This window comes from Flavobacterium gawalongense, assembly GCF_007097265.1.
Taxonomy (GTDB): Bacteria; Bacteroidota; Bacteroidia; order Flavobacteriales; family Flavobacteriaceae; genus Flavobacterium; species Flavobacterium gawalongense.
In genome coordinates this window covers 39178-57488 of sequence record NZ_VJZP01000014.1, presented here as the reverse complement: position 1 = coordinate 57488, position 18311 = coordinate 39178, and the positions used below count along the sequence as shown (strand labels likewise).

Sequence of the window (18311 nt, the reverse complement as noted above, 5' to 3'; positions counted from 1 at the left end):
TCATAAAATCCATATAAAAAATGAAACTAAAAATCTTAATTTGTACAATACTAAACATCGTATTATTTTCTAATTGTCAAGAAAAAACCAAAGACGATTCTATAAAAGCAAATTATTTAGATTTTTCAAAACGGGATGATCAGCTGACTGGCGGTATCAAAATGATTCCGATAAAAACGCCAAAAGGGACTTTCAAAGTATGGACAAAAAGGGTTGGAAACAATCCAACCATAAAAGTCTTATTGCTTCATGGTGGACCTGGTCTTACACACGAATTGTATGAATGTTTTGACGGTTATTTTCCTAACGAAAGTATCGAATATATTTATTACGACCAATTGGGTTCGTATTACAGCGACCAACCCAAAGACAATAGTTTATGGACTAATGAACGCTTTGTGGAGGAAGTCGAGCAGGTACGCATCGCATTGGGCTTGGACAATTCTAATTTTTACCTGATGGGACAATCTTGGGGCGGAATTCTCGCGATGGAATATGCTTTGAAATACCAAAAGAATTTGAAAGGACTTATCATATCCAATATGATGGCGAGCATTCCGGAATATAATGCCTACGCAAAAGAAGTTCTGGCGCCTCAAATGAATCCGAAAATCCTAAAGCAATTGCAGGATATCGAGAAAAATAATGATTTTGACAATCCAAAATACAGCGAATTACTTTTCAAATATTACTACACGGAACACATTTTAAGAAAACCATTAGACCAATGGCCGGAATCCATCAACAGATGTTTCAAACACATCAATCCTGATGTATATGTGTTTATGCAAGGTCATAGCGAATTTGGCATCACAGGAAACGCTTCTTTAAAAAATTGGGATGTCAAAGCAAGATTGAAAACCATTACAGTTCCTACACTTAGTATTGGTTCAAAATACGACACTATGGATCCCGAACACATGAAATGGATTGCCCACGAAGTACAAAACGGACGATTCTTGTTTTGTCCTAACGGAAGCCACCTTTCGCAATACGATGATCCTAAAAGCTATTTCACGGGCGTAATCAAGTTTTTGAAAGATGTGGATAATGGGGAGTTTAAGAGAGAGTAAATAATAAAAAGCACTTAAAATCAAATCAGATTATAAAAAACAAATCAACTGTATCAAGAAACAACTTCTAAGCAGATGAAAGTTACATATTTTGAATGGCTATTGAATTTGTTTTAATTTATTTTTCATAACAATTCCTATTGCATATATTGGTATTATCCTAATTGTTTCAAATATTCCAAAGTTTTCTAGTGATGTTCTGATTCCAAAATTTGTTTTTTTCTCCTCCAAAAATTTGTACAAACTTTGCATAGCCCCTTTTGTCCCCGATTTTACTTCAATAGGTATAATAGCTGTTCCATGTTGCACGGTATAATCGACTTCTGCATGACTACTTTTTGATTCCCGATGCCAATAATACAAGGCAGCGATAGTGCTTTCTGAACTATTTTTCATCAATTCCAATCCAACAAATAATTCTGCAATAGCTCCTTTATTGATTAATTCAGTATCATCTTCAATAAAAATAGCAGCTAAATCTAATCCTAACATTCTTTGATAAATCCCAGTATCTAAAAGAATAAATTTTCTTTTTTTAGGATTAATTTCAGCACCAATGGGAATGCCGTTGCAAGAGGAATGCGTAATTGAATATACTAGTCCTGACATTTGCAATAATTCTAGTGCCTCTTTTATTTGATTGTTAGTTAAAGTCGCATTCGAATAAGAATAGGAAAATTTATTACCCACTTGTTGCACCACAGTCCTAAAAACTTCTTGAATTCTTAAGCTAGGCACTTTTTGTTTGTATTTTGAAAAATCAGTTTGATAAGAAACAATAAGGTCATCAAGTACTTTTTGAACTGCCAGAAAATCATTATTTTCAATATAAGTCGTTACGGCTTCCGGCATACCGCCTATCACCAGAAACTTCTTTAATAATCCAATAGCTTTTTGATGTATAAGCTGTGGTAACGAATGAGAAGGCGACGCATTAGTAATACTTTCTAACAAACTATTTTCGCCTAATGCAACTAAAAATTCTTCGAAGCTAAATGGGTACATAAAAACAGAACGAATTCTGCCTACACCAAAAGAAGGAATCTCTGATAACGTAAATTCCAAAAGCGAACCAGCTGCAATAATATGCAAGTTTGGCTTTTTTTCATAAAAATAACGCAAAACTCCTATTGCTTTTGGCGAAGCTTGAATTTCATCCAAAAACAATAAGGTTTTATTTTCAATAATAGGAATGTTTTTAATAACGGCAACTTGCTGACAAATTTCATCAGGTGATAAACTTTTTTCGAACAACTGGGAAAACTCTGGATTTTCATCAAAATTGATTTCGACAAAATGAGTGAATTGCTCTCCTAATTGTCTAATCGCTGAAGTTTTACCTATTTGTCGTGCACCTCGTATCAGTAAAGGCTTTCTTTTATCCGTTTTTTTCCAGTTAAGCAACTCAATATCAACATTTCTTGAAATATACATAACTCCACATTTTTTACAAAAATAAGCTTTTTATAAAAATACAAGGCAATAATATATCATTTTTTATAAAAATACAAGGCAATAAAGTGGATAATTCCAGAAAAATACAAACCGATAGTGGTTAGAATTTACTTAAATGACTTTGAAGAGGATTAGATTTTTTGGATTTGAGATCTTGGATCGCTATTTATAATTTTAAATCTTACTTTTAATTTCAGTTAATACTAGCTCTTCTCGTTAAAAAGAGGTTAGTTTAGATTAACAAACAATTCATATTCAATTGTTTGTTAATACTTTAAATATTTTTTTTTTAATATCTTTATTGAATTAACCCATAAAATCAAAAAATTATGAAGGTGAAAAATTTTTTAGTTTCAGGTATTGTAGGCGGTATAATCTACTTCCTTTTAGGATGGTTGTTTTACGGAATTCTATTTAAAGACGCATTTCCTTCCAATGGAAATGAAAATTATTTAATGATTTTTTTAGGGTGCCTTACGTTTGGATTATTTACAGCCTATATTTTTACAAAATGGGCAGGGATTTCAAATTGGATAACTGGTTTTGGTGCCGGTGCTATACTTGGATTATTTATGGCTTTTTATCTTGATTTTTTTGCCAATTCAATGAAATTAACACCAGATATCAACTTTCAGATTATGGCATTAGATATTGCAATCACTGTTGTAATGTCAGCATTAACCGGCGCCGTTATCGCACTTGTTAATGGAAAACTAAAATAAATGAAAATTCTTACTAAAAAACTCTTCATTTCATGGGGAGTTTTTTAGTTTTGACAAAAATTAAAAAAATAATTAAAATTATTATGCATGCATAGTATTTTTTTATTATATTTGAAATAGATATAGTTAGAGATATGAAAGATAAAACAATAGATTATATTTTAAGAGCGACTTGGCAGGCAGTTTCCAGAATGTACAATGAAGAAGCGGCTAAATATGGTGCAACTATGGCTACAGGTTTTGCCCTGCTGAGTATGGATAAAGAAAAAGGAACGCCCTCTACCGCTTTAGGTCCAAAAATGGGAATGGAAGCGACGAGTCTTACCAGAACCTTGAAATCAATGGAAGATAAAGGATTGATTATCAGAAAGAAAAATCCTTATGATGGTCGCGGTGTTTTGATTTACCTGACAGAATTTGGTAAAGAGAAAAGAGAATTATCAAAAAACACTGTTTTAAAATTCAATGAAACAGTAAGAAAGCATATCTCTGAGGAAAAATTGCAACATTTTATTGAAGTGGCAGAAACCATCAATGAATTAATCCAAGATAAAAATATATTTAATCACACGAGCGTCAGCGAACTGGCGGAGCAAACTGAAAAAACAGAAAATGACATCGCCACGATTCAAAACCATAAAAAATAATATGACAGTCCGCAATATGTTCCAAAGGATAAAATATGGCACACAGATAACACGGATTGAACGGATTTTGCACAGATTTAAATAACTGTCTTGATTCACCAAGTAAAAAAATCCGTGTAAATCGGTATAATCTGTGTTATCTGTGGACTAATATTTATGCTTTATAAATGTACAAACGACGAAAATTGTATTCGAAATGATTTTAGTCCGCATTACGGATAGTCATAAAAAATAATGAAGAATGGCGATACCACATTCCAATAAAAAACAAATATTAACTACGTATGAAATCGCCACGATTCAAAAAAATAATCAATAATTAAAAATGGCGATATCATATTCCTATAAAAAACAAATATAAACTACGTATGAAACGCACAATTAAAAAAGTTGCAGTAATTGGATCCGGAATTATGGGTTCAGGAATTGCTTGTCATTTTGCCAACATTGGAGTTGAAGTTTTACTTTTGGACATTGTTCCAGCAGAACTCACCGAAGCTGAAGCTAAAAAAGGTCTTACTTTAGAAAGCAAAATTGTCAGAAACCGATTGGTGAATGAGCATTTGGCTAATTCCCTGAAATCGAACCCCTCCCCTATTTACAATCCCAAATTTGCCAGCAGAATTACTACGGGAAACACAACGGATGACATGGCGAAAATCGCTGCAGTAGATTGGATTATTGAAGTAGTGGTGGAACGTTTGGATATCAAAAAATTAGTTTTTGAGCAAATTGAAAAATTCAGAAAACCGGGAACTTTAGTTACTTCAAATACGTCTGGAATTCCAATTCACTTTATGAGTGAAGGAAGAAGTGACGATTTTCAAAAACATTTCTGTGGCACCCACTTTTTTAACCCTGCGCGTTATTTAAAATTATTCGAAATCATACCTGGTCCGCAAACTGCAACGGAAGTTTTGGATTTTCTAACTATATATGGAGAGAAATTTTTAGGCAAAACTTCGGTCGTTGCCAAAGATACTCCGGCATTCATCGGAAATAGAATCGGAATTTACGGTATTCAGAGTTTATTTCATTTGGTGGCAGCAATGGGATTAACGATTGAAGAAGTCGATAAATTGACAGGTCCGGTTATTGGAAGACCAAAATCAGCCACTTTCAGAACGGTTGACGTCGTTGGATTAGACACTTTGGTGCATGTTGCCAATGGAATCTACGAAAACTGCCCGAATGATGAACAGCACGATTTGTTCAAGTTACCAGATTTCGTCAACAAAATGATGAAAAACAAATGGTTTGGAAGCAAAACAGGTCAAGGTTTTTACAAAAAAATAGACAAGGATATTTTGTCTTTAGATTTGGATACTTTAGAATACCGTCCGGCCAAAAGAGCTTCATTTTCGACATTAGAACTGACAAAAACAATCGACAAACCTATTGACCGTTTCAAAGTTTTGGTAAAAGGAACTGACAAAGCAGGAGAATTCTACCGAAAAAGTTTTGCAGGAATGTTTGCTTACGTTTCGAACAGAATACCTGAAATATCAGATGAATTATACAAAATTGACGATGCGATGAAAGCCGGTTTTGGATGGGAAAATGGTCCGTTCGAAATTTGGGATGCCATTGGTGTCGAAAAAGGAATCGAAATCATGAAAGCCGAAGGTTTAGCACCGGCAGCTTGGGTAAACGAGATGTTGGCTTCTGGTGTTTCTAGTTTTTATACTATTAAAGAAGGCGCTACTTTTTTCTACAATATCCCTACAAAATCACAAAATAAAGTTCCGGGTCAGGATGCGTTTATCATCTTGAACAACATTCGCGAAAGTAAAAAAGTATGGAGCAATAGTGGAGCAATTATACAAGATTTAGGAGACGGGATTTTGAATTTAGAATTCCAATCAAAAATGAATACAATCGGCGGCGATGTTTTGGCAGCCATCAATAAAGCAATCGACTTATCTGAAAAGGAATATCAAGGATTGGTTATTGGAAATCAGGCAGCGAATTTCTCTGTTGGAGCCAATATCGGAATGATATTTATGATGGCAGTCGAACAAGAATACGATGAGTTAAATATGGCAATCAAAATGTTTCAAGACACGATGATGCGCGTACGTTATTCTGGGATTCCAGTGGTGGTTGCACCGCACGGAATGACTTTTGGAGGTGGTTGCGAAATGAGTTTGCATGCGGATAAAGTAGTTGCTGCAGCTGAAACATATATGGGATTAGTGGAATTTGGTGTTGGAGTAATTCCTGGTGGTGGCGGATCGAAAGAAATGACATTGCGTGCAGCTGATCTATTCCATAAAAACGATGTGGAATTGAATGTATTGCAAGAGTATTTCTTAACCATTGCTATGGCAAAAGTATCCACTTCTGGTTACGAAGCTTTTGACACCGGTCTTTTACAACAAGGAAAAGATATCATTGTAGTGAACAAAGACCGCCAGATTGCTGAAGCTAAAAAACATGCTTTATTAATGGCCGAAGCGGGTTATACACAACCGATTCGCAGAACTGATGTGAAAGTATTAGGAAAGCAAGCTCTTGGAATGTTCTTGGTGGGAACTGACCAAATGCAAGCCGGAAAATACATTTCGGAACACGACAAAAAAATTGCTAATAAATTGGCTTATGTTATGGCTGGTGGTGATTTATCAGAACCAACATTAGTATCCGAACAATATTTATTGGATTTAGAACGGGAAGCCTTCTTGTCACTTTGTACAGAACGTAAGACTCTAGAGCGTATTCAGTTTATGCTAACCAAAGGGAAACCGCTTCGTAACTAGTTGAATACTGTAAAATGTATATTGTATTTACAGACTTCATTTATAACATTACAATATACAATTTTACAGTAATACATTATACAATTATAAAAGATGAATTATTTTAAGGAATTAAAAGTTTGGCAAAAAGCAATTGAACTTGTAACCGAGACCTATTTAAAAACAACGAGTTTTCCAAAAGAAGAAATTTATGGATTGACTTCCCAAATAAGAAGATGTGCCGTTTCAATTCCATCAAATATAGCAGAAGGTTGTGGAAGAAAAACAAACAAAGATTTTAGTAACTTTTTAGGTATTTCACTTGGTTCTGCATTTGAATTTGAAACTCAATTGATAATTTGCAAAAATCTAGACTTTATAAAACAAGAAGATTTTAATTTTCTAGAAGCAGAAATACAACATATACAAAATATGATTATTAAGTTACAAAGCACATTAGAGAACAAATAGTTCATTTTACAAGTACAATATACAGTATACAATTTACTAAATACAATATCCAATGAAAACAGCCTATATAGTTAAAGCATACAGAACAGCGGTAGGAAAAGCACCAAAAGGTGTATTCCGTTTCAAACGTCCAGATGAACTGGCGGCCGAAACCATCCAGTTTATGATGAATGAATTGCCTGATTTTGACAAAAAGCGCATTGACGACGTTATGGTAGGAAATGCCATGCCGGAAGCAGAACAAGGATTGAACGTGGGCCGATTAATCTCTTTGATGGGATTAAAAATCGAAGACGTTCCTGGCGTAACCATAAACAGATATTGCGCTTCCGGATTAGAAACAATCGGAATGGCAACAGCCAAAATCCAATCTGGAATGGCCGATTGTATTATTGCCGGTGGTGCCGAAAGCATGAGTTTTATTCCAATGGGAGGGTACAAACCTACTCCGGATTATGCTGTTGCAAAAGCAGGAAACGAAGACTATTATTGGGGAATGGGACTAACTGCTGAAGCAGTTGCCAAACAATATAATGTTTCCAGAGCCGACCAAGATGAATTTGCGTACCAATCGCATATGAAAGCCTTGAAAGCACAGGCCGAAGGCAGATTCGATAAACAAATTGTCCCTATTACTATTGAACAAACGTTCATCAACGAAAACGGTAAAAAAGAAACCAAATCCTATATCGTAAATAAAGACGAAGGTCCAAGAGCAGGAACTTCTTTAGAAGCACTAGCCGCTTTAAAGCCTGTTTTTGCTGCTGACGGAAGTGTAACAGCAGGAAATTCATCCCAAATGAGTGATGGAGCCGCCTTTGTTCTAATCATGAGCGAAGAAATGGTAAAAGAATTAAACCTTACTCCTATTGCTCGTTTGGTAAACTTTGCTTCGGCTGGAGTGGAACCAAGAATCATGGGAATTGGACCTGTAAAAGCGATTCCAAAAGCGTTGAAACAAGCTGGATTACAATTGAAAGATATAGATTTAATTGAATTGAACGAAGCATTTGCCTCACAAGCATTGGCTGTTGTTCGTGAATTAGAAATCAATCCGGATATCGTAAATGTAAATGGTGGAGCGATTGCTTTAGGCCATCCTCTTGGTTGTACCGGTGCAAAATTATCGGTTCAATTATTTGACGAAATGAAACGCAGAGGAAGCAAATACGGAATTGTCAGTATGTGCGTAGGAACTGGGCAAGGAAGTGCGGGGATTTACGAGTTGATGTAAATAAAACATTCTTCTTTTTGTCATTCCGACGAAGGAGGAATCTCATATAGTTTTACAGAATAGTTTATTGAGATTCCTCCTTCGTCGGAATGACAAGATTGAGGAAAAAATATAAATAATAAGAACTTCGCAGGAAGGAAATACAAAATAATTTAAAAATTCATCATTTAAAATAATAAGTCATGAGCGACAAAACAAGAGGAGGTCAATTCCTGGTAAAAGAAACAAAGTGCGAAGATATCTTCACTCCAGAAGATTTCAATGAAGAACAATTAATGATGCGTGACTCTGTAAGAGAGTTTGTGGACAAAGAAATTTGGCCCAACAAAGACCGATTCGAAAAACGAGATTTTGCCTTTACAGTAGAATGTATGCGCAAAGCAGCTGAATTAGGGCTTTTAGGCATATCCGTTCCAGAAGCTTATGGAGGATTGGGAATGGGATTTGTAGATACCGTACTCGTTTGCGATTATATTTCAGGAGCTACAGGTTCTTTTTCATCCGCATTTGGGGCTCATACCGGAATTGGTACCCTACCAATAACTTTATACGGCACAGAAGAGCAAAAGCAAAAATACGTTCCCAAATTAGCCTCTGGCGAATGGTTTGGATCGTATTGTTTGACTGAACCAGGCGCTGGTAGTGATGCCAATTCCGGAAAAACAAAAGCGGTATTATCTGAGGATGGAACATATTATAAAATCACAGGGCAAAAAATGTGGATTACAAATGCAGGATTTTGTAATGTCTTTATTGTTTTTGCCCGTATAGGAGACGATAAAAACATAACCGGCTTTATTGTGGAAAATGATCCAAATAATGGTATTTCTATGAACGAAGAAGAACATAAATTAGGAATTCGCTCCTCTTCTACGCGTCAGGTTTTCTTTACAGATACAAAAGTTCCTGTTGAAAACATGTTATCCGAAAGAGGAAATGGTTTCAAAATAGCCATGAATGCCTTGAATGTAGGCCGAATTAAATTGGCCGCTGCCTGTTTGGACGCACAACGCAGAGTTATTTCAAACTCAACAAAATACGCTAATGAAAGAATACAATTCAATACCGCTATTTCACAGTTTGGGGCCATCCGGGCAAAATTAGCCGAAATGGCAACTTCCTGTTATGCCGGAGAAAGCGCTACTTATCGTGCTGCAAAAGATATTGAAGATCGAATTGCGTCACGTGAAACCGAAGGAGCATCACATCAAGAAGCTGAATTAAAAGGGATTGAAGAGTATGCCATTGAATGTTCTATTCTAAAAGTGGCCGTTTCTGAAGATATTCAAAATTGTGCAGATGAAGGAATCCAAATCTTCGGAGGAATGGGATTTTCAGAAGACACGCCAATGGAAAGTGCTTGGAGAGATGCCAGAATTGCACGTATTTACGAAGGAACCAACGAAATCAACAGAATGTTATCTGTAGGAATGTTAATCAAAAAAGCGATGAAAGGGCACGTTGATTTACTTGGACCAGCATCAAAAGTACAAGAAGAATTAATGGGAATACCATCTTTTGACACTCCTGATTATTCTGAATTATTTGCCGAAGAAAAAGAAATGATTGGTAAATTGAAAAAAGCATTCTTAATGGTTGCAGGTGGAGCTGTTCAAAAATATGGTCCGGATTTAGATGCACACCAACAGTTACTGATGGCAGCTTCCGATATTCTGATTGAAATTTACATGGCAGAAAGTACTATTCTCAGAACCGAAAAATTAGCCAAAAAAGAAGGAGAAGCCAAAGTACAGGAGCAAATTGCCATGGCAAAATTATACTTATATAAAGCAGTAGACACCGTTACTCAAAAAGGAAAAGAAAGTGTAATCTCTTTTGCGGAAGGGGATGAACAACGTATGATGTTAATGGGTTTACGCCGTTTTACAAAATATACAAACATGCCCAATATTGTAGGATTAAGAGAAACAATCACTACAAAATTAGTAGCTAAAAACGAATATTGTTTCTAGATACAAAACTATTTTTTAGTTTATTTATTTTTAAAAAACCGCCTTGTTTTCAGGAACAAGACGGTTTTTTTATTTTAATTGAAAAATTACTTGACTTCTTTTTTTTCTATTGGTCTAATTTCTCCATTATAGGAAATCGAACTTCGATTATTAGAATTAATTGTAAGTGTTGCATTGCCTCCAGAAGAAACGGAAAGAAATAGTTGGTATACATCCGTATCTCCCTTGACAGTCGTTTTTATTTGATAGGTTTTTCTCCCTTTTTCAACAGTAAATTCTTTTGGACTTCCTTCAAAATTCAAGCCACCGTCCCTGCTGCCATAGGCAACACCACTATAAGCCCTACCAAAAAAAGGCATTTCACTCTTAATTTTATCTGGCTTAAATTCCACATAATTTGAATTAGTGGTTAAATCAATACTTCTAAACCCTTGACCTAAGGCTGTTCTTCCAATAAAAACAAACTCTTTAGCATCAACCAAAGATGCTATTTGTTTCTCTTTTTCGATTTTACGTTCCGCTCTTAATTGTTTCTTACTTTTTTCCTGAGCATAACTTGCCGTTACAATCAGCGAAAGAAACAGTACTAAAATTACTGTTTTTGTTTTCATGGTATCCATTTTTTAAAATATCTAATTTTATAATTTTGCAAAATATTAAATAAACCTTCAAAAATTTTGAATTTATTTTTTCTCAAAACGCATCATCGCGATATCGCCCATGATGAAATTTAATGTCTTTCCATCTTCTGAAATGGAATAGGAATCTATTTTTTGAAGCGTTGACATGTAAATACTCTCCCCTTCTCCGGGACAAAACATTTTGGTCACTGCCATTGGTTCTTTGAAACTGATTTTATTTCCATCTGCATTTAATTTCCCGGAATAACGGTTGCAACTGTTGCTTCCTGAAATGCTGTTCCCTTTCAAATCGAAAGTGATGGTAGGCCTTTTATTTGGATACAATCCCTCAAAAGCGATTCTCGGTCCTGATACATAATTTAACTCCCAAGTTCCTTCAAGTGAAGCTGTTTTACCCATTGTTGTTTTAAATGAATTGCAAGAGATAAATACTAAACATAAAATGGTTAGCGACAAAATTATTTTTTTCATATGATCAAATTTTATTCTTTCGGAAGTAAAACAAAAATATTGCCAATATTCAATTTTTAAACAAAAATATTACAAAAAAGAGAGTTTTAAAAATCGTATCTCAAGCCCATCACCCGAGGCCCCTATTAGCAACATAATCCCTCCAAATATTGTTGCAAATGTAACGCTATCGACAATTCAATATTCTTAATAGTTTCCTGAATTTGAATCGCAGCTTCATTACCAACCATTCCATTAATTTGTCCAAAAAATCTTCCGGTAACCGCTTCTCTTCCAAAGAAAAAACTAAAAATAGACAAAATAATAATTAATAATGGAGGCAATGAAAATATAGTATAATAGGACAATGAGGCGCTTAACTTTATGCCGTTATCATCCTCAAATTCCTGGTAGGTTCGCTTCAACAAACCCCAACTTGTTTTGGCTAATTCTTTGTGCTTCATTTTAAAACTATTTTTTATGTTTTTCCGAAAGAAAAAAATCAGATATCTTGGCTCTCTTTTATTTGCTACAAAACACAATCAAGAGTTTTGTTTATATCAATTGCTACTGCTTTCAAAATTACAAAGATATTGTTTACCAATTTGAAATGAATATTGTAAAATTCCTATACAATTGAATTATTAAAACATAATCATATTATCTCTAATACAAAATTTTCTTACCTTTGAAATAAAACGTATCATGAAAAAATTAGTGTTGCTATTTAGCATTGTGTTAGCTGTTTTTATTGGTTGCAAAACCAATACGGCTTTTAATCCTGATAAAATATTAGTCCTTGCTTTCGAACCAAAAAGTGAAAGCAACGTTTCTGGAACTGCAACTTTTGTAGAAAAAAATGAAAAAGTAACTTTCGTTGCAAAATTATCCGGACTAAAACCTGGCATTCATGCTATACACATCCATGAGAAGTCAGATTGCACAGCCGCTGATGGAAGTTCCGCAGGAGGACATTGGAACCCAACATTTAAAAAACATGGGAAATGGGGAATTGGTGAATATCACAAAGGCGATATCGGAAATTTCACTGCTGATGAAAAAGGAAATGGTACAATTACTTTAACAACTGATGAATGGTGCATTGGTTGTGGAGATACAACTAAGGATATACTGGGAAAAGGATTAATCGTTCATCAAGGAACTGACGATTTTATTTCTCAACCAGCTGGCAATGCGGGTGCAAGAGTAGCCTGTTCAGCTATAATTAAATAAGATTTAAATTATAGGCAAAAAACCGTTTCGTTACAAATACGAGACGGTTTTTTAATTTTAATTTAATGACAAAACCATAAAAAAACATAGCTTTGTAGCTTCAAATTAAAACAATGATTAACCCTTCGGCATCAGGTTGGATAGATAAATTTTTTATAGAACAAAAATTTTCTAAGGAAACTGTTTCTAAAACTACTGATTCATTTTATCATAAGGTCAGAAATACCGGTTTTATCTATGGCCATATAATTACATTTGAAACCGTAAATACAATTAATACCAAAGGTTGGTTTAAGGAAGAGATTTCTAAAGTTGCCTTATTAAATACTTTATACGACGTTTTTTGTCTAACCAACGAAGAAATTAGTGCTGAAAATTTCATTAAGCAGGCCGTTACTTTTTATAATCAAATGAATCCCCAAGGATTTAATTTATTTAAAAAAATGATGCCTAAACATTCTCTTTCCTTAACACTGGAAAAAATAATTGATGAACGTGTCCAAACCAATGATACTGTCATTAGTAAAAGTTTCTCCCATCTTGTAACGAATGCTTTATTGTTTATAGATATACTAGCTTTTCGTCAATACTTAATACATGGGACAATTCCTGAAAAATACCTAAAGAAAATTGAAGAAACAATTGTAAATATTGTAACACTTGCCCTGAAAATTAAGTCCAACAAATCGCAGTATGATGATCTGTTGATTAAACTTTTTGAAGCTTCCATACGTTACAGTAAATTTTCCAGAGTTTCCGTTCAAAGTCTGGAAACACTTCAACTGGATTATTTTACAAATGAATTAGAAAAATATTATTTGATAGATATTGCCGGAATGGCTTTGTGGAGTGATGGAATAATTGAAAATAATGAAGCCTATTTTTTACATTCATTAGCTGAAACGTTATCGATTTCAGATGATTTTGTAGATCAGAGTATAAACAGTACTAATGAATTTATTACCAAACATAAAAAAGAAATTCCTTACTTCAATTACTCGAATCCTGTCAAACACTTTTATGACCAAACCACTCAAAGTGTTGTTACTTTAGTAAGCCGTAATAAAAGCCGATTGATAAAGGAAATTGTTCAAAGCAAAGAATTAATGCTTCTTTTAGCCTATTCTACCCGAAGGGATTTGGATGAGAAAGAAAAGAAAAAAGTAAAAAAACAGTTGTTGGAGATTTGCAAAACGATTCCTTCCTTGACTATATTTTTACTTCCGGGTGGTAGTTTATTATTGCCGATTTTGATAAAATTTATCCCTACACTTTTGCCGTCAGCTTTTAATGAAAATCTAGACGAAAATGAATAAAAAAATCGCCCGAAAGCGATTTTTTTTTAAAATTTTAATTGGTATACATTATCCAAATCTTTATCGGAACTGACATTGACATCCAAATCAGTTACAAATCCAGAATTCAATCCGTATGCCCAACCGTGTAATGTTAATTCTTGTCCGTTTTTCCAAGCTGATTGCACAATAGAAGTTTTAGCCAAATCAAATACTTGCTCCTTCACATTAATTTCTACAAAAGCATTAAATCGCTCATTTTCATCAGTAATCGAATCCAAATATTCGTTATGCAAACGATATACATCTTTTATATGTCGAATCCAATTATCAATAATCCCAATAGATTCATTACCCATAGCAGCTTTTATACCACCACAGCCATAATGACCACAAACAAGTACATGTTTTACTTTCAAAACATTCACGGCATAATCCAAAACACTTAACATATTCATGTCGGAATGGATTACCATATTGGCAATGTTTCGATGAACAAAAACCTCTCCTGGTTTTGCACCAACGATTTCATTTGCCGGAACCCTACTATCCGAACAACCAATCCATAATAATGGTGGTGTTTGTCCTTTGGCTAAATCTTCAAAATAATTTGGATCACTAGCTAAAGAAGTTTCGACCCATTTTTTATTATTTTCTAATATTTTTTTATAAAAATCGCTCATAAAGAATACTGTCTTTGTTGAATCAAATGTAAAATAAAATTAATCGTTTTATTTACTTAAAAAAAATCATTCTCAATTTTATTGATTATTTCACAGATACTTTAGTATTGTTACAATTAATTCAGATCCTTTAACGGGTAATCCTAAAATATTTATTTTCATTAATATTGAGTTTTTTATATAATTTCTTTCAAATGTAAATTTAGCATAAGTTTTAATAGAAAACACTATAGTAAAAAGTTATAGTTTTACTAAATTTACATCAGAAATTATTATAAACATGACAATCACTCAATTAAAATATGTTTTGGCTGTAGCCGAACATAAAAATTTCACTCTTGCTGCCGAAAAATGTTTTGTAACTCAGCCTACTTTGAGCATGCAAATTCAGAAAATAGAGGAAGAATTAAGCATTCAAATATTCGATCGTACAAAAAAACCAATTCAGCTCACGGATATTGGACAAAAAATTGTCAATCAAGCTAAAAACATTGTTAATGAAGCGGATAGAATTCAAGACATCGTTGAACAACAAAAAGGGTTTATTGGCGGCGAATTTAGATTAGGAATAATTCCTACTATTATGCCTACCTTATTACCCATGTTTTTGAGTAATTTTATAAAAAAATATCCCAAAGTAAAGCTCATCATCGAAGAGTTAAACACGGAAGAGATTATTACAAAACTCAATAACGGACATCTTGATGCTGCCATTGCGGCAACTCCTTTGTTGGAAGAAAAAATTAAAGAAATTGTTTTGTACTTTGAACCTTTTGTAGCTTACATTCCGGAGAGTCATCATAATTTCCAAAAAGAAGAAATAGAAGTCTCCGATTTAAACTTAGATGAGATTCTACTATTGCAGGACGGACATTGTTTTCGCGATGGAATTTTGAACTTATGCAAAAATACCGGTAAAAATGAAATCAATCATTTTCAAATAGAAAGCGGAAGTTTTGAAACTTTAATAAAATTGGCCGATGAAGGTTTAGGAACTACATTACTACCCTATTTGCATACTTTAGATTTGAAAGAATCTGACAAAATAAAGCTACGCCATTTTAAGGAACCAAAACCTGCACGAGAAGTCAGCTTGATTTTCCCAAAAAGCGAATTGAAAATTCAGATAATTAATGCACTTAGAAGTACAATTGCAGGTGTTATAAAAGGAGCAATTGTTTTTCAAAATGTCCAAATTATTAGTCCACTTCAAAAAAAATAAAATAAAAAAAGGAACCGATTTAAGGTTCCTTTTTTATTTATGAATTTACGATTAGTAAACATTGTTTTAATTCTGGTTTTCCAATCGTGAAATTTAACAACCATTCTCGTAATTGTTCCATTTCGTATGGTAATAACGTTTTAATCGCTTTTTCTAATTCTTTGCAAAAAAGCATCGGGTCAAAACTTACTCTTTCAAGTACTGATTTTGTGTAATCGAACATAATTTTCGACATAATAAATTAAGATTTGGGTTATCAATTTTTATTAACTATTGTAAAAATACATTTTTTTAATACACAACATGACTAATTAACATTCTTTTTTATTTTTTTTTTCAACTATAAAAAAGCAATTTATAAACTATAAATCTCCGTGTTTTATTATTTTTTTTTGGCACGAAACATTTCTCTTTTCCCAGGAGGGCCTTCTAGTTTCTCGACAGTAAAGCCTACTTCTATCATACTCCTTTTTACAACACCTCGAGCTGCATAAGTAACCAAAACTCCTTTTGGTTTAAGGCTATTATACATTTTTTTAAAAATTTCGGTACTCCATAATTCCGGCTGAACTCTATATCCAAAAGCGTCAAAATAGATTAAATCAAATTTTTCTAAATCATCAATTTCTTCAAAAAATTGTTTTCTTTTTGTCAATAAAAAATCATTGCTCAAAACAATCTGTTCTCCCCAATTACTTTCATGCATTTTTTTAAACACAGCACTTTCACTGCCCGCATTCAGCTCATCAACATAATTCATAGATACAACTTCCTCTGCTGATATCGGATAGGCCTCCACTCCTACATAATCGATCGATTGATTCATTTTTCGTGCTTCCAGAAAAGTGATAAACGCATTCAAACCTGTTCCAAAACCAATTTCTAAAATAGAAATTTGTCTGTTTTGAAATAAAGACAATCCATTTTTGATAAAAACGTGTTGCGCTTCCTGTATTGCCCCGTGTTTAGAATGATAACATTCATCCCATTCCTGTAAATGAATAGTTGTGGAACCGTCAAGTGTTTGGATTATTTCTCTTTTCAAAATTATAATTTGAGGTTGTTCTTAGTTTAATAGCTTTATCAGACGGTCAAATTTAATCAAAACTAAAACGTAATAGTCTCAAAAAATCTATATTTTTTATAAATTTCATATAAATTGACTCTATTTATTTCCATTTTTTAAAATATAAACAAATCACAGTTAAATGCTATAATTAATGGAATAATCATAAGTATTTCAGTGATTTTTATTTAATTTTGCAAACATTAAAGTTCGCTTTGTAAAAAACCAAAGATTTTAATACTCAAGCATATCACTTATAAAAAATAAAAATAAACAATACCTTATTATGAGTACAACTCAAACTAGCAAAATTGAAATAATTAAAGCTCCTACTTCAAAAATAAATGAAGTAGATTTTGAAAACTTAAGCTTTGGTTCTGTTTTTACAGATCATTTATTCGAATGTGATTTTAAAAATGGGGAATGGCAAAAACCGGTCATTAAGCCTTACGCTCCTTTTTTGTTAGATCCGTCTACAAGAGTTTTTCATTATGGCCAAGCTATTTTTGAAGGTATGAAAGCATACAAAGATGACAATAATGACATTTGGCTTTTTAGACCTGATGAAAATTACAACCGTTTCAATAAATCTGCTGTAAGAATGGCTATGCCAGAAGTTCCGGAAGATGTATTTATGAATGGTCTAAATCAATTGTTACAATTAGATGAAGCTTGGATAAAAAAAGGAAAAGGAAATTCCATGTATATTAGACCGTTTATGATTGCTACAGGCACTGGAGTAATTGCAAATCCATCAGATGATTATAAATTCATGATTATTTTGTCTCCTGTATCAGCTTATTATTCTGGTGATGTTAAAGTACTTATTGCGGAACATTTTAGTAGAGCTGCAAATGGAGGAATAGGAGCTGCAAAAGCTGCCGGAAATTATGCTGCGCAGTTTTACCCTACCGACTTAGCTAATAAAGAAGGATTTCAACAAGTAATTTGGACTGATGATGCAACGCATACCAAACTTGAAGAAGCAGGTACAATGAATGTATTTTTTAGAATAAACGACACTTTACTAACTGCTCCTGTAAGCGAAAGAATTCTTGATGGTGTAACCCGAAAAACGCTAATTGATTTAGCAAAAAGTGAAGGCATAAATGTAGAAATTCGTCCCGTTTTAGTTTCAGAACTTGTTGAAGCTTCTGAAAATGGAACTTTGAAAGAAATATTTGGAGCCGGAACCGCTGCGGTGGTAAGTCCAATTTCTGGATTCTCTTATAAAGATGTTTATCATGAATTACCAAAAATTGAAAACGCTATAGCATTACAATTAAAAGATAAATTGACCAATATCCAAAATAAATTGGAGGAAGATACTTTTGGTTGGACTGTTAAAGTGTAAATTTCCTAATTTCTAGATTTATAAAAAAAGCGATTTTCATACTGAAAATCGCTT

Annotated in this window: 18 protein-coding genes; 11 read left to right on the top strand and 7 right to left on the bottom strand. The window is 33.5% G+C overall.

The genetic code is table 11. From position 1 onward, the window contains the following. Positions 1-20 precede the first annotated feature (20 nt). Positions 21-1073 (top strand): proline iminopeptidase-family hydrolase, encoded by a 1053-nt coding sequence (locus FNW38_RS09330; RefSeq protein WP_143388074.1) that lies wholly within the window; start codon positions 21-23, stop codon positions 1071-1073. Positions 1074-1172: 99 nt separating this feature from the next. Here the strand turns inward: FNW38_RS09330 and FNW38_RS09325 are convergent, their stop codons facing one another. Continuing rightward, entirely contained in the window at positions 1173-2507 is a 1335-nt protein-coding gene (locus tag FNW38_RS09325; protein ID WP_143388073.1) for an ATP-binding protein, read from the bottom strand. 356 nt (positions 2508-2863) lie between these two features. Between FNW38_RS09325 and FNW38_RS09320 the strand changes: the two genes are divergently transcribed. The 6 genes from FNW38_RS09320 (at position 2864) to FNW38_RS09295 (ending at position 10313) form a co-directional block, all read left to right on the top strand. Further along, entirely contained in the window at positions 2864-3250 is a 387-nt protein-coding gene (locus FNW38_RS09320; RefSeq protein WP_143388072.1) for a hypothetical protein, read from the top strand. Between the two features lie 134 nt (positions 3251-3384). Then, on the top strand, positions 3385-3897 hold the full coding sequence (locus FNW38_RS09315) for a MarR family winged helix-turn-helix transcriptional regulator (RefSeq protein ID WP_235890183.1): 513 nt from the start codon (positions 3385-3387) through the stop codon (positions 3895-3897). Positions 3898-4265: 368 nt separating this feature from the next. Next, complete coding sequence (locus FNW38_RS09310; RefSeq protein ID WP_143388071.1) at positions 4266-6656, top strand: 3-hydroxyacyl-CoA dehydrogenase/enoyl-CoA hydratase family protein; 2391 nt, start codon at positions 4266-4268, stop codon at positions 6654-6656. Positions 6657-6749: 93 nt separating this feature from the next. Then, the gene (locus tag FNW38_RS09305; RefSeq protein WP_143388070.1) at positions 6750-7106 is read left to right on the top strand and encodes a four helix bundle protein; all 357 of its coding nucleotides are present in this window, start codon (positions 6750-6752) and stop codon (positions 7104-7106) included. A gap of 52 nt (positions 7107-7158) precedes the next feature. Then, positions 7159-8340: an acetyl-CoA C-acyltransferase gene (locus tag FNW38_RS09300; RefSeq protein WP_144064963.1), complete on the top strand. Its 1182-nt coding sequence runs from the start codon at positions 7159-7161 to the stop codon at positions 8338-8340. A gap of 182 nt (positions 8341-8522) precedes the next feature. Then, on the top strand, positions 8523-10313 hold the full coding sequence (locus FNW38_RS09295; protein WP_144064962.1) for an acyl-CoA dehydrogenase family protein: 1791 nt from the start codon (positions 8523-8525) through the stop codon (positions 10311-10313). A gap of 86 nt (positions 10314-10399) precedes the next feature. Here the strand turns inward: FNW38_RS09295 and FNW38_RS09290 are convergent, their stop codons facing one another. The 3 genes from FNW38_RS09290 to FNW38_RS09280 all read right to left on the bottom strand — a co-directional run bounded on the left by FNW38_RS09290 (position 10400) and on the right by FNW38_RS09280 (position 11868). Next, on the bottom strand, positions 10400-10924 hold the full coding sequence (locus FNW38_RS09290) for a DUF4251 domain-containing protein (protein WP_185963120.1): 525 nt from the start codon (positions 10922-10924) through the stop codon (positions 10400-10402). A 72-nt stretch (positions 10925-10996) separates the two neighbouring features. After that, on the bottom strand, positions 10997-11425 hold the full coding sequence (locus tag FNW38_RS09285; RefSeq protein ID WP_143388066.1) for an META domain-containing protein: 429 nt from the start codon (positions 11423-11425) through the stop codon (positions 10997-10999). 125 nt (positions 11426-11550) lie between these two features. Further along, positions 11551-11868 (bottom strand): YihY/virulence factor BrkB family protein, encoded by a 318-nt coding sequence (locus tag FNW38_RS09280; protein ID WP_235890184.1) that lies wholly within the window; start codon positions 11866-11868, stop codon positions 11551-11553. 241 nt (positions 11869-12109) lie between these two features. Here FNW38_RS09280 and FNW38_RS09275 point away from each other — a divergent pair, with 241 nt between their 5' ends. Further along, positions 12110-12637, top strand: a complete 528-nt coding sequence (locus tag FNW38_RS09275; protein WP_143388065.1) for a superoxide dismutase family protein — start codon at positions 12110-12112, stop codon at positions 12635-12637. Between the two features lie 113 nt (positions 12638-12750). Continuing rightward, positions 12751-13953 carry an LETM1-related biofilm-associated protein gene (locus FNW38_RS09270; RefSeq protein WP_144064961.1) on the top strand — a complete coding sequence of 401 codons (1203 nt, stop codon included), beginning with the start codon at positions 12751-12753 and terminating at the stop codon, positions 13951-13953. Between the two features lie 26 nt (positions 13954-13979). Here the strand turns inward: FNW38_RS09270 and can are convergent, their stop codons facing one another. Then, the gene (gene can, locus FNW38_RS09265) at positions 13980-14615 is read right to left on the bottom strand and encodes a carbonate dehydratase (protein WP_143388063.1); all 636 of its coding nucleotides are present in this window, start codon (positions 14613-14615) and stop codon (positions 13980-13982) included. A 280-nt stretch (positions 14616-14895) separates the two neighbouring features. Between can and FNW38_RS09260 the strand changes: the two genes are divergently transcribed. Beyond that, positions 14896-15837, top strand: coding sequence for a LysR substrate-binding domain-containing protein (locus FNW38_RS09260; protein WP_143388062.1), 942 nt, complete (start codon positions 14896-14898; stop codon positions 15835-15837). Between the two features lie 37 nt (positions 15838-15874). Here FNW38_RS09260 and FNW38_RS09255 read toward each other — a convergent pair whose 3' ends face one another. Next, a complete protein-coding gene (locus FNW38_RS09255) occupies positions 15875-16072 on the bottom strand; it encodes a hypothetical protein (protein ID WP_143388061.1) in 198 nt (65 codons plus the stop codon). A gap of 147 nt (positions 16073-16219) precedes the next feature. Continuing rightward, positions 16220-16882, bottom strand: coding sequence for a tRNA (5-methylaminomethyl-2-thiouridine)(34)-methyltransferase MnmD (gene mnmD / locus FNW38_RS09250; RefSeq protein ID WP_143388060.1), 663 nt, complete (start codon positions 16880-16882; stop codon positions 16220-16222). Positions 16883-17189: 307 nt separating this feature from the next. Here mnmD and FNW38_RS09245 point away from each other — a divergent pair, with 307 nt between their 5' ends. After that, positions 17190-18257: a branched-chain amino acid aminotransferase gene (locus tag FNW38_RS09245; protein WP_143388059.1), complete on the top strand. Its 1068-nt coding sequence runs from the start codon at positions 17190-17192 to the stop codon at positions 18255-18257. The last annotated feature ends 54 nt before the right edge of the window (positions 18258-18311 follow it).